At 74.7% G+C, this 12,539-nt stretch carries 8 protein-coding genes and 2 pseudogenes; all 10 read right to left on the bottom strand.

All coding sequences use genetic code 11. From position 1 onward, the window contains the following. Position 1: 1 nt before the first annotated feature. A complete protein-coding gene (locus ACZ4A5_RS18450; RefSeq protein ID WP_467584563.1) occupies positions 2–1,597 on the bottom strand; it encodes an amino acid adenylation domain-containing protein in 1,596 nt (531 codons plus the stop codon). Between the two features lie 32 nt (positions 1,598–1,629). After that, positions 1,630–1,821 carry an MbtH family protein gene (locus ACZ4A5_RS18445; protein WP_467584561.1) on the bottom strand — a complete coding sequence of 64 codons (192 nt, stop codon included), beginning with the start codon at positions 1,819–1,821 and terminating at the stop codon, positions 1,630–1,632. Next, complete coding sequence (locus tag ACZ4A5_RS18440; RefSeq protein WP_467584558.1) at positions 1,805–2,668, bottom strand: thioesterase II family protein; 864 nt, start codon at positions 2,666–2,668, stop codon at positions 1,805–1,807. Before ACZ4A5_RS18440 ends, ACZ4A5_RS18445 begins: the two co-directional genes overlap by 17 nt. Next, a complete protein-coding gene (locus tag ACZ4A5_RS18435) occupies positions 2,665–5,856 on the bottom strand; it encodes an amino acid adenylation domain-containing protein (protein ID WP_467584555.1) in 3,192 nt (1,063 codons plus the stop codon). The genes ACZ4A5_RS18440 and ACZ4A5_RS18435 overlap by 4 nt, the downstream gene beginning before the upstream one ends. Continuing rightward, entirely contained in the window at positions 5,853–8,411 is a 2,559-nt protein-coding gene (locus ACZ4A5_RS18430; RefSeq protein ID WP_467584551.1) for a type I polyketide synthase, read from the bottom strand. The genes ACZ4A5_RS18435 and ACZ4A5_RS18430 overlap by 4 nt, the downstream gene beginning before the upstream one ends. Beyond that, on the bottom strand, positions 8,408–9,259 hold the full coding sequence (locus tag ACZ4A5_RS18425) for an acyl carrier protein (RefSeq protein ID WP_467584728.1): 852 nt from the start codon (positions 9,257–9,259) through the stop codon (positions 8,408–8,410). Before ACZ4A5_RS18425 ends, ACZ4A5_RS18430 begins: the two co-directional genes overlap by 4 nt. 9 nt (positions 9,260–9,268) lie before the next feature. Continuing rightward, a pseudogene (locus ACZ4A5_RS18420) lies at positions 9,269–9,328 on the bottom strand (hypothetical protein); the annotation flags it as partial. 119 nt (positions 9,329–9,447) lie between these two features. Next, positions 9,448–11,610, bottom strand: a pseudogene (locus ACZ4A5_RS18415) (non-ribosomal peptide synthetase); the annotation flags it as partial. Beyond that, positions 11,607–11,891 carry a phosphopantetheine-binding protein gene (locus tag ACZ4A5_RS18410; protein WP_467584548.1) on the bottom strand — a complete coding sequence of 95 codons (285 nt, stop codon included), beginning with the start codon at positions 11,889–11,891 and terminating at the stop codon, positions 11,607–11,609. The pseudogene ACZ4A5_RS18415 and the gene ACZ4A5_RS18410, both read right to left, overlap by 4 nt. Before the next feature lie 192 nt (positions 11,892–12,083). Then, positions 12,084–12,263 (bottom strand): hypothetical protein, encoded by a 180-nt coding sequence (locus ACZ4A5_RS18405; RefSeq protein ID WP_467584546.1) that lies wholly within the window; start codon positions 12,261–12,263, stop codon positions 12,084–12,086. Positions 12,264–12,539: the final 276 nt, after the last annotated feature.

The raw sequence follows: 12,539 nt of genomic DNA, 5'->3' as shown, positions 1-12,539 counted from the left end.
GTCATGACACGTGCCGGGCGAGTGCGCGCTTGTCGGTCTTGCCCGACGGGGTCAGCGGCAGTTCGGGCACCGGCACGAAGCGGCGGGGCACCATGTGGGCGGGCAGCGTGGCCTTGGCGCGGTCCGCGAGACGTACGGCCAGGTCGTCGTCCCGGACACCCGGGGGGTGCGGGGCGGTGCCGGAGTAGAAGGCCGTGAGCATGGGCTCGCCGACCCGGCTGGTGACCGGCAGCACCACGAGGTCCCGGACGCCTTCGGTCGCGCGCAGCGCGGCCTCGATCTCGCCGGTCTCGATCCGGTAGCCGTTGATCTTCACCTGGTCGTCGGCCCGCCCGGCGAACTCCCAGGTGCCGTCCGGCAGGGCCACGGCCAGGTCGCCGCTGCGGTAGTAGCGGCGGGCGGTCCCGGTGCCCGCCAGGTCGAGCAGGGGGTAGCGCTCGGCGGTCAGGTCCGGACGGCCGAGATAGCCGACGGCCAGCTGCTCCCCGGCGAGGCAGAGTTCACCGATCCGGCCCGGTGGCGTGCGCCCGCCCCACTCGTCGAGGAGGGCCACCTCGACGCCTTCGAGCGGGCGCCCGATGTTGAGCTCCGGGTCGGGGGACGTCCGGGCCGGGCCGCCGCCGTCCGGGCCCGGCGGCCGGTCGGTCTCGGACTCCGGGAGCCGCCGGTAGGTGGCGAAGACGGTCGTCTCGGTGATGCCGTACATGTTGAAGAACTCGGCCCGCCTGCCGCGCACCTGCCGCCAGGCGCGCACCGAGTCCAGGTCCACCGGTTCACCGCCGAAGATCACATAGCGCAGCGGCAGCTCCGCTCCGCCTCCCGTCTCCTCGGCCCGTGCCACCGCCGACCGGGACAGGTGGCGGAAGACCGACGGCACCTGGTTGAGGACGGTGACGCGCTGCGAGGCGACCAGGTCGAGCATCGCGTCGGGCGACGCCGCGACCTCGGCCGGCACCACGACCAGCCGCGCACCGTGGGACAGGGCGCCCCACATCTCCCAGACGGAGAAGTCGAAGCAGGGGGAGTGGAAGAGCGTCCACACGTCGTCGCTCCGCAGCGCGAACACCTGGTCGCACGCTTCCAGCAGCGCCGTGACGCTGCGGTGGGAGACCACGACGCCCTTGGGATCGCCGCTCGACCCCGAGGTGTGGATGACATAGGCCGGCATGCCGGGGGTGACCGCCACCTGCCCGGGGTCCAGGGGCGGGCACGAGCGCGCGTCGTCGACGATGACGACGGCAGCCCCGGGCAGGACGGCACCGGTGTCCCGGTCGGCGACCACCAGCCCGACGGACGCGTCGCGCGCGGTGTACCGCACCCGCTCGGGCGGGTAGGCGGGATCCAGCGGTACGTAGCAGCAGCCCGCCTTCATCACCGCGATCGCGGCGGCCACCACGTCGTTCCCCCGCCGCATGTACAGGCCGATCCGGGTGCCCGGCGCGGGCGCGTGGCGCAGGATGGCGGACGCCAGCCGCGAGGCGCGCTCGTCGAGTTGGCGGTAGGTCAGGGTCTCCCCGTGGTCCGTCACGGCCGGCGCGTCCGGGGTGCGCGCCGCCTGTTCCTCGAAGATCCGGTGAAGACAGAGCTGTGACAACACGTGTCGCGTTCCTCCTCGTGGAAAGCGGCCGGTCAGGGGCGCAGGCTCAGGGGCCGCAGATCGGTCCACACCGTGGCGATGAGGTCCAGGCACGCGGACTTGGTGCCCGGGGCACCCACGGGTTCCCAGCCGGGAGGGGCCGGACGGTCCGCCGGCCAGACGGAGAACTGTTCCTCGTGATTGCGGACCACGCGGTACTGGCGGTCGTCATCGTCCTCGAACATGAGCAGTACGGTCCTCTCCTGAACGGCCGTCCCCTGAACGGCCCGTGCGGTGTTCCGGGTCGGCGCGGTCCTCCGGCCGGCCGGGCGTGAGCGACGCGAGGCTGTCCGGAGCGAGCAGCGCGCCGCGCATCAGCGACAGCATCTGCGCGCCCGCCGGGCCGGTGAGGAAGAAATGGCCGCCGGGAAAGCGCCGGGCGAGGAATGCCTTGTCCGTCCGCGCTCCCCAGGCGGTGAGTTCGGATTCCGTCACCATGGCGTCGGCGCGGCCGCCGAACGCCCCGACGGGAATGTCCAGCGGCGGCCGCTCGCGGTACGCGTAGGCGGAGTCGAGCTCGAAGTCGGCACGCAGTGCCGGGAGCGCCAGGCGCCGGAGCTCCGGCCGGGCCAGCACCTGCGGGGGCGTGCCGCCGATCCGGCCGAGGAACGCGAGCAGTTCCTCGTCCGGCAGGTCGTGGCAGGAGACCCGCGCGCTCCCCAGCTGGGGTGCCTTGTGCGCCGCCACGAACAGCGCGGTCAGCGAATTGCCGGCCATGTGCCGCAGCCGCGCCGCCACTTCGTACGCGACGAGCGCGCCGAGGCTGTGGCCGAAGAGGGCCAGCGGGCGGTCGCACTCCGGGCGCAGGGCCTCGGCCAGGGCGTCGGCCAGCGGCTCCATGCGCCGGAACGCCTCCTCGCGCAGCCGTCCGCCCCGGCCCGGCAGCTGCACCGCGCAGACCTCCACGGTGTCCGGGAGCGCGGCCGACCAGGGGTGGAACAAGGACGCCGAGCTCCCCGCGCCGGGCAGACACACCAGGCGCACCCGCGCGTCGGGCCGTGGCGGGAAGCGCAGCAGCCAGCGGTTCCTCACCGGCCCTCCCGCTCTCCGGACGGCACAGCGGCCCGCTTCACATGGGCCGCGAGGTCACCGACGGTGGGGTGGTGGAAGATGTCGCCGACGCGCAGCGACAGCCCCGCCTCGCGGGCCCGGTGGACCACCTGGATGCTCTTGAGCGAGTCACCGCCGATGGCGAAGAAGTCCTCGGTGACATCCGTCCGCGGACGGCCGAGCACCTGGGACCAGATGCGCGCGAGCGTCCTCTCCACGTCGTCCGCGGGCTCGGCCCCGCCCGGAGCGGGACGCGGTACCGGGGCCCCGGCGGGCGCGGGCAGGGCCGCCCGGTCGACCTTGCCGCTCGCGTTGAGCGGCAGGCACGGCAGGACGACGACGTGTGCCGGGACCATGAAGCCGGGCAGGCGGTCCCGCAGATGGTCCCGCAGCACGGCGACGAAGGCATCGGGGCCCGCGGCCTCGTGCCGTACGACATACGCGACGAGCTCCGTCCCCGTGGCCGCCACGACCGCTTCGCGTACGCCGGGGTGGGCGCGCAACGCGTTCTCGATCTCGCCCGGTTCGACGCGCATGCCCCGGATCTTGACCTGGTGGTCGTCGCGGCCGAGGAAGTCCAGACTCCCGTCGGTGCGCCACCGGACGAGGTCCCCGGTGCGGTAGAGGCGGGCGCCGGGCACCCGGCCGTACGGGTGGGGGACGAACCGGTCGGCGGTCAGCGCCGGTTGCCCCAGATAGCCGCGGGCCAGCACCGGCCCGCCGAGATACAGCTCGCCGGGCACGCCCACCGGGGCCGGCCGCAGCTCACCGTCGAGCACGTACACCTCGGCGCCCGCGACCGGGCGCCCGATGGGGACCCGGGCGTCCGCCATACCGCCGCCGGCCGGTGACCGGCACTCCCACTCGGTGACCTCGATCGACGCCTCGGTCGGCCCGTACGCGTTGAACAGCCGGGCGGGCAGGCGGGACAGGCAGCGGTCCCGGTCCTGGCCGGGCAGCTCCTGGCCGCTGCACAGCACCCGCCGGAGCGACGCGCAGCGCTCCAGGCCGGGCTCTTCGAGGAACGCGGCGAGCATCGGCGGCACGAAGTGGACGGTGGTCACCCGCTCCCGCTCGATCACGTCGACGAGGTAGGCGGGGTCCCGGTGGCCGCCGGGCGCGGCCACGACGAGGGTGGCCCCGGCCGTGAGCGGCCACAGCAGCTCCCACAGCGACACGTCGAAAGTGCAGGGGGTCTTGTGGAGCACGCGGTCGGAGGAGTCCAGGCCGTGGGTCTCCTGGAGGGAGCGGATCCGGTTGGCCAGGCCCCGGTGCGGCACGCCGACGGCCTTCGGGGCGCCGGTGGAGCCGGACGTGTGCATGACGTAGGCGAGGTGACCGGGCCCGGCCACGCCGGTGGCCCGGGGAGTCCCGGGCCATGGGCCGCCGGTCCAGGGGAAGGTGTCCACGCGGGTGACGGGCACACCGGTGGCCGCGAAGAGCGGGGCCAGCGCGTCCGTGGTGAGGAGGCGGACGGCACCCACCGCGCGGAGCATGTCCGCCAGCCGGGACGGCGGATCCTCGGGCGACAGGGGCAGGTACGCGCCACCGGCGGCCAGCACGGCGAGGGCCGAGGTGACCAGACCCGTGCCGCGTGGCAGACAGACCGCGACCGGGACATCCGGGGCGGCGCCGTGCTCCGTCAGATGGCGTGCCAACTGGTCGACCCTGCCCGCCAGTTCCGCGTAGCTCAGCCGCTCCCCCTCGAAGACGACGGCGGTGGCCTGGGGCGTGCGCCGCGCCTGCCGGTCGAACGCCTCGTGCACCGGGCCGTCCCACGGGTGCTCCGGCGCGCTCCGGCTCCACCGGTGCAGCAGCAGACCGGTCTCCTCCTCGTCGGTCAGGGAGAAGCGGGACAGCCGGGTGCCCGGGGCCTCCAGGGCGGTGTGCAAAACGTGCCGGTACTGCCGGGCCAGGCGCTGGACGGCCTCGTCGTCGAAGAGCTCCGTGCGGTAGCGGAAGAAGCAGTCCGCCCCCTCGCCTCGCGGCCGGATCTCCAGCCAGAGATCCGTGAAAGCGGTGCGCGGACTCACCGGGAAGACGTCTGTCGCCAGCCCGGCCAGCGGGGGCGCGGTGAGCGGCTGCTGGAGGGCGAACATCACCTGGAACAGCGGGTCGTGGCTCCTCGCGCGCCCGGGGGCGAGCTCCGTCACGATCCGCTCCAGCGGGACGTCCTGGCGGGGCAGGGCGTCGAGCGCGCCACGGCGCACCCGCAGCAGCAGCTCCTCGAACGCGGGATCCCCGGACAGGTCGATCCGCAGCGGCAGCGTAGTGACGAACATACCGATCAGCGGCGCGAGTTCGGGCCGTGCCCGCCCGGCGCCGGGACTGCCGACGACGAGATCGCGGGCGCCGGACAGCCGCGAGAGCTGAACGGCGAACACGGACAGCAGCACCATGAAGGGTGTGGCCTTGTGCCGCCGCGCGGCGGCCCGTACCGCCTGCCAGGTCTCCCGGCCCAGCGACATCGTGTGCGCCGCGCCGTCGAAGCCCTGCACGGCGGGGCGGGGAAAGGCGGTGGGGAGCTCCAGCAGCGCCGGCGCGCCGCGCAGCCGGGTGCGCCAGTAGGCGAGGGCGTCCTGGGCCTTGGCGCCCGCCAGTTCCTCGCGTTGGCGCGCCGCGTGGTCGCCGAACTGCGCCGGGAGCGGTTCCAGGGCGGGCGCGCGGCCGTCCCGGTGGGCCGCGTACAGCTCGGAAAGCTCCGCGAAGAGCCGGTCCATGGACCAGCCGTCGCACACGGTGTGGTGGCAGATGACGGCCAGGACGTGGTCCTTCTCGCCCAGGCGCAGCAGCCGGACCCTGATCAGGGGCCCGCGGGCGAGGTCGAAGGCGCGCTCGGGCTCCGCCTCGACGAGGGCCCGGGCCCGCTCGGCGCGGTCCGCGCCCGGCTCCCGCGTCAGATCCGTGACCGGCACGGCGAGGGGGAGTACGGGCCGCACATGCTGAGAGGGCTCCCCTCCCTCGTCCGCCAGGAACACCGTGCGCAGCACCTCGTGCCGTTCCACGATCCGGGCCAGGGACGCGCGCAGGGCGCCGGGGTCGAGCGGCCCGCCCAGCCGCAGGGCCGCCACCAGGTTGTAGGCGCCGTTGCCCGGGTCCAGCTGGTCCAGGAACCACAGGCGCCGCTGCGCGAAGGAAGCGGGCAGGATCTTGGGTGTCCGGTCCGTCATGAGGACTCCCGTATGCCGCTGTTCCCGTCGGCGGCGGCCCGCAGCCCTTCCACGACACGGGCGAGCGCGGTGACCGTCGGTGCCTCGAAGACGTCCTCCAGAGGCACCGCCACCGCGAACGCGTCCTCGATGAGGGCGACGAGCTGCACCGCCGCGAGGGAGTCGCCGCCGTGCTCGAAGAAGTCCGGATCGGCGACGTCCTCGCCGATGCCGAGGACCTGGCGGAAGAGCACACGCAAGGTCTCCTCCGCCGAATCGCGCGACCCGGGCGTCCGGTCCACCGCGGCGGGCGCGGTGGGGAAGGGCTCGGGGCGCACCAGATGGGTGCGCCGCTCGAACGGGTAGGTGGGCAGCGGCACCCGGCGCCGGTCCGTGTCGTCGTGGAGCCGGTCCCAGGCGATCGCCGCCCCGCTTCGCCACGCCTGCCCCACGGCGTCGAGCAGCGGGGTGCGCCCCATCTCCAGGAGGAGCCGGCCGTCGTCCGGCCGCCCCTGAGGACCGTCCTCGTCCACGAGGGCGGTCCAGAAGTCCCCCGGTGTCACCGGCGCGCCCGTGGCCGCGTGTGTCCAGGGAATCGACGGGGTGCGCCACTCGGCTGCTTCGACCGCCTCCCGCAGCGCGTCCGGCCCCCGGCCCGTCGCGGCGGCGATGCGCAGCGCGTCGGCGAGCGGCAGCGCGCCGGCCACGCTCGCCGCCGCGCACGCCCCGACACCGTGCCCCATGACGGCCGTCGGGGCCACGCCCCAGTCCATGAGCGAGCGGGCGTACGCGTACTGGACGACGAAGCGCCCTTGCGCCGTGTCGGTGTCCGTGGACGGCGACTCCCGTACGCCGCGGTCGGCCGGAGTGCCCAGCGCGCGGCAGCACTCGTCGACGGCGGCCCGGAAGGCCGGGAAGGACGCGTACGCCGTGCGGGCGGAGCCCGCGCGGCATGTGTCCGGGAACGCGAGGACGACCGGCGGTTCGCCGGCGGGCCGCGCGGCGCCGTCCGGTGCCGACAGCGCGGCGAGCGCTTCCTCCCGGTCGGCGCAGACGGCGTACCGGCGGTACGCGAACGCGTGCCGCCCCCGCTGAAGGGTCCGGGCCACGGCGGCCATCGGCACGTCCGGATGCCGCCGCAGATGCCCGGCCAGGCGCTCGGCCATCGCGTCCAGGGCCGTGGGGGTCCGGGCCGACAGGACGAGCAACTGCTCGGCGGGGGCGGGCGGTCGCGCGGCCGGTACGGGGCCCGGTGCCTCCTCCAGCACCACGTGCGCGTTGGTGCCGCCGATACCGAACGAGCTGACCCCGGCCCGCCGCGGGAGCCGGCCGGTCTCCCACTTGCGCGTCCGCGTGCTGACCCTGAAGGGCGTCGACGCGAAGTCGATCCGGGGGTTCGGCCCGGCGAAGTGCAAGTTCGCCGGGAGCGTACGGTCCTCCAGCGCCAGCACCGTCTTGATGAGGCCCGCGACACCGGCGGCCGTGTCGGTGTGCCCGATGTTCGTCTTGACCGAGCCCAGCGCCACGGTCTCCTCGGGGCCGCGCTCGTCGCGGAACGCCTCCGTCAGCGCGGTGACCTCGATGGGGTCGCCCACCGGGGTCCCCGTGCCGTGCGCCTCGACATAGGAGATGTCGCCCGGCCGCACCCCGGCGGCGAGGTGCGCCAGCCGGATGACCTCCGCCTGGCCCCGCACGCCGGGAGCGGTGTAACCCGCGCGGTCGTGCCCGTCGTTGTTCACCGCCGAGCCGCGGATCACCGCGTGCACGTGATCGCCGTCCTCGACCGCGTCCCGCAGCCGGCGCAGCACGACGATTCCGGCGCCGTCCCCGGCCACGATGCCCCGCGCGTCCGAGGAGAACGTGCGGCAGTGGCCGTCGGGCGACATCGTCCCGCCCTCCCGGTACGCGTACCCCGACAGCGGGGCCCGCAGGGTGACCCCGCCGGCCAGCGCCGTGTCGCACTCGCCGGCCAGCAGCGCCCGGCCCGCCTCGTGCACCGCGACCAGCGAGGTCGAGCACGCGGTCAGCACCGCCACGCTCGGGCCGGTCAGGCCGAGGGTGTACGAGACGCGGGTGCACAGGTGCTCGGGGTCGTTGGCGAGGCTGACGGCGAGGTCGTCCACGCCCGGGAACCGGTCGGGCCGGGACCGCGCCACCGAGGCGTAGCCGTTGCGCCCCGCTCCCGCGTACAGCCCGGTCGTGCCCGGGACCGCGCGCGGGTCGTAGCCCGCGCGCTCCAGTGCCTCCCACGCGCATTCGAGGAAGATCCGGTGCTGTGGGTTGAGCAGGGCCGCGTCACGGGCGGAGACGCCGAAGAACTCCGCGTCGAAGTCGCCGGTGTCCGCGACGACCCCATGGCGGCGTACGTAGTGCGGGTCCTCCAGCCGTGCCGGGTCCTCGCCCCATTCGAGGAGTTCGTCCTCGGTCAGGGTCCGTACGCCGTCGACGCCGGACACCACGTTGTGCCAGAACTCCTCGGGGGTCGCGGCGCCGGGGAAGCGGCAGGCCATGCCGATGACGGCGATGTGGGTGTCGTCGTCCTCGGCGAAGGCGTGGTCGGTGTTCTCGGTGGTCACTGCTGTCCAGCCCTTCCCTGAGAGGTCCGCGCCCGCATCGCCGCCAGCCGGTTCGTGCCGCGCAGGCGGCGCAGGGCGGCGCGGTCCGCGTCGGCGGCACGCGGGTTCGGCGCCGGGCTCCCGGTGCCGGTGAGCCGGCGGGCCAGGGCGGCGACGGTGGGGTACGCGTAGAGGTCGGCGATCCGCACGGGGCGGCCCAGTTCGGCGGCGAGCCGGTCCCGGACCGCGGCCAGGAGCAGCGAATGCCCGCCCACGTCGAAGAAGTTGTCCTCGGTCCCGAAGGACTCGTGGCCCAGCGCCCGCGCCCAGGCGTCGCCGATCGCGCGCTCCAGCGGCGTCGCCGGGAGCCGCCGGCCCGCGGCCGGCGGGACGAGTTCCCTGGCGGCACCGGGGAGAGCGGCGCGGTCGGTCTTCCCGTTGGCGGTGAGCGGCACCGACGGCAGGAGGAAGTACCTGCGCGGACGCATATGGCGCGGCAGGTGCCGTGCCGTGTGGTCGTGGAGCCCGGTGAGACCGGCGGCGTCCCCTTCCGCGGGCACGACGCAGGCGAGAAGTTCCGTCCCCCTGGTCACCACGACCGCTTCGCGTACGCCGGGGTGGGCGCGGAGGGCGTTCTCGATCTCGGCGGGTTCGACGCGGATGCCCCGGATCTTGACCTGGTGGTCGTCGCGGCCGAGGAAGTCCAGGCTCCCGTCGGCGCGCCACCGGACGAGGTCCCCGGTGCGGTAGAGGCGGGCGCCGGGTGTGCGGCTGTAGGGGTGGGGGACGAACCGGTCGGCGGTCAGCGCGGGTTGCCCCAGATAGCCGCGGGCCAGTCCCGCCCCGCCGAGGTAGAGCTCACCCGGCACGCCCACCGGGGAGGGCCGGAGCTCGGGGTCGAGGACGTACGCCTCGGTTCCCGTGACGGGGCGTCCGATGCCGGGCAGTGCCTCTCGCGGGGCGACCGTTCCCGACGTGGCGACGACCGTGGTCTCTCCGTGGGGCCGTAGTTGTTGACCAGCCGGAAGGGCAGCGGGTGCCCGCCCGCCGCGTGCAGGCGGTCGCCGCCCGTCAGCACCACGCGCGGCGCCGGGCCGGCGGGCCAGGGGGTGTCGGTCATCCGCTCCAGGAGCGGGGTGGGCAGGAAGGCGACGGTGATCCCCTGTCCGGCCAGCCACGCGCGCAGGCCGGACGGGGACACGACCGTCTCCGCGTCGGGGACCTCCACGGTGGCGCCCGCGGCCAGAGTGGACCAGATCTCCCATACGGAGGCGTCGAAACCGGGGGCGGCGACGAGCGTGGTGCGGTCGCCCGGCCCGACGCCGAACTCCTCCCGGTGCCAGGCCGCCAGGTTGGCGAGCGCGTGGTGCCCGACCATCACGCCCTTGGGCCGCCCGGTCGAGCCGGAGGTGTGGATGACGTAGGCGAGGTCGTCGGGGCCGGTGGGCGGGGTGCCCGCGGCCTCCGCGCGCCGGAGACCGGCGAGCGTCTCCACGCGCACACCCTTCAGGCCCGCCGCGTGCTCGTGGCCGGCCAGCACGAGCAGGGGGCGCGCTTCGGCGAGGACGGCGTTCAGCCGGGACGGGGGATGGGCCGGGTCGAGCGGGACGAAGGCGGCGCCGCTCTTGAGGACGGCCAGCTGCGCGGTCACCAGGTCCGCGCCGCGCGGCAGACACGTCGCCACGAGGCTTCCCGGCCCCGCGCCCGCCGCGCGCAGCCCGGCCGCGACCTGCCCGGCCGCGCGGTCGAGAGCCGCGTATGTCAGGGCACCGTCGTGGGTGCGCACCGCGACCGCGTCGGGCCGGGCACGGGCGTGGCGTTCGAAGAGCCGGTCCACGCGCTCGTGTACGCGCTCCGGCGGCCCGGCAGGCGCGGCCAGCAGCGTCCGCTCCTCGCCGGCATCCAGCACGGGCAGCCGCGACACCAGGGTGTCGGGCGCGTCGAGGGCCGCGGACAGCAGGCGGACGTACCGGTCACCGGTCAACTCGGCGCTGCGGCCGTCGAAGAGAGCGCTCTGGTAGCCCACCCACCCCTCGGCTCGCTGCCGGCTCCAGGCCAGGTGCAGCGCCAGTTCGTATTTGGCGGTCGGGGTCGGCAGCGGGACCGGGGCGGAGCCGAGGCCGGGGAGGAGCGCGCCCGCGGGTGGCAGGTCCTCGTAGGTGACCACGGTCTGGAACAGCGGGTGCCGCGCGGTGGAGCGGTCCGGCTGGAGCTCCTCGACCAGCAGCTGGAAGGGGAGGTCCTGGTACTCGTGGCCCGCGAGGAAGGTGTCGCGCACCTGGTGCAGGAGTGTGGCGAAGGTGGTGTCCGGTGCGCAGCGGATACGCAGCGGCAGCATGTTGACGAACAGGCCGACGGTGGCCTCGACGTCCATCCCGGTGCGGCCGCTGACGGGCACGCCGATGACCAGGTCGGCCGAGGAGGTCAGCCGGGACAGCAGGGCCGCGTAGGCGCTCAGCAGGGTGAGGAAGCGGGTGACGCGATAGCGGGAGGCGACGGCGTCGACCCGCTCCGTGAGCCCGGGCGGCATCGGGAAAGGCCGGCTGTCCCCGTCGAAGGTCTGCGTCGTGGGGTGCGGCCGGTCGGTCGGCAGCGGCAGGGCGAGCGGGGCGTCGGCGAGTTCGGCACGCCAGTGGTCCAGCGCCTCGCGGCGGCGCGGCCCGTCGAGGAGCCGGCGCTCGGCGGCGACGTGCTCCCGGTACGAGCGGGCCGGGGCCGGGAGGGGATCGACGCCGTCGGCCCGCATGGCCCCGTACAGGACGGACAGTTCCCGGTCGATGACGCCCAGGGACCAGCCGTCGACCGCGATGTGGTGGAAGGCGAGGACCAGCACGTGGTCGTCGTCGGCGAGCCGTACGAGATCCGCGCGGAACACCGGCCCGTTCACCAGGTCGAACGGTGCCTGGGCGGCGCGGGCCACGGCGTCGGCCATGGCCCGCTCGCGGCCCTGCGCGGGCGAACCGCTCAGGTCGGTCAGGGCGAGCGGCACCGCTCCCTCCGGCGCGATCCGCAGGACGGGCGCGCCGTCCACGGTCGGGAACGTGGCGCGCAGCGCGTCGTGCCGGGCCACCAGCCGGTCGAGGGCCCCTCGCAGGGCGCGCACGTCCAGCCTGCCGCGCAGGCGGGTGGCCCTGGGCACGTTGTACTCGGTGCCGTCCGGCCTTAACTGCCACAGGAACCACAGCCGTTGCTGTGCCGACGACAGGGGGCCGTCGGTCATTCCGGCGTCCCGCCCTCGGGGGCGCCCCGGCGCACCACGAGGTCCGTGAGGCCGTCGACGGTGGGCCACTCGAAGAACTCCGCCATCGTGATCTCGACGTGCAGCGTCCTCGCCACGCGGGCGATGACCTGCGAGGCGGTGAGCGAGTGGCCGCCGAGTTCGAAGAAGTTGTCGTCGGCGCCGAAGTCCTCCAGCCGGAGAACTTCTCTCCAGATCCTGCCGATCGCTTGCCGCGTGCCGTCGCGTGAGAGCTGATGCCGTGGCACGGCCTCGGAAACCATGATCGCAGGACCCCTTCCGGCTCTGGAGGACGGGGAGGCTTCCCGGCTCAGCGCGCGAAACCTCTGCCCGGACCACAAGATGTATGCCGCACGGGTATGCCCCCAACCGGGGTGCCCGAAGGGGAAACGATCATTGCCCTGTCGGGCAGCGGGGCCGTCGGGCGCCCGGCTCGTCCCAGGGGAGTGGCAGGTTCACACCAGGGAGCGGCACGGGAGGCGCCTGTGCGGCGCCGCGAGCCACTCGGCCAGCAGCCGCTCGTACACGCGGCGCTCGTTCCTGGTCAGGGCATGGTCCTGCCGGGTCGCCAGGAAGAGACGGATCTCGGCGTTGATCTCCTCGCGAGATCGTGCGGGGGCCGGGGTACGGAGCATGGCCCCACACTATGAGCCGCCGCGCCGCCGGGCCCGCCACGACGGCCGAGTTTGCGGAACGCTCATCAAACGGTCATCAAGCGGGGTCGCCTGCGGCGCGCTTGTTTCCCTTGGCTCGCCCCTTTCCGGTTGTGTCTGCTGTGCGGCTCCGTGGCGTGTGGGGGGCTGCCGCCCCAGACCCCGCAACACGGCTTCGCCGCGTTGTCCTCAATCGCCGGACGGGCTGATTGCACGGACCGTGGCTCGTACACCTGCGGGCCGCAGGCAACGCGCTGC

This window comes from Streptomyces sp. NPDC025618, assembly GCF_055558795.1.
The sequence above is the reverse complement of the archived record's forward strand: the minus strand, read 5'-3'. Positions and strand labels throughout refer to the sequence as shown.

Bases quoted from the DNA above. Each gene is read 5' to 3' on its own strand.
- ACZ4A5_RS18435 (WP_467584555.1), bottom strand. From the start codon at position 5,856: ATGACGGACCGGACACCCAAGATCCTGCCCGCTTCCTTCGCGCAGCGG.
- ACZ4A5_RS18405 (WP_467584546.1), bottom strand. From the start codon at position 12,263: ATGCTCCGTACCCCGGCCCCCGCACGATCTCGCGAGGAGATCAACGCC.
- ACZ4A5_RS18410 (WP_467584548.1), bottom strand. From the start codon at position 11,891: ATGGTTTCCGAGGCCGTGCCACGGCATCAGCTCTCACGCGACGGCACG.
- ACZ4A5_RS18445 (WP_467584561.1), bottom strand. From the start codon at position 1,821: ATGTTCGAGGACGATGACGACCGCCAGTACCGCGTGGTCCGCAATCAC.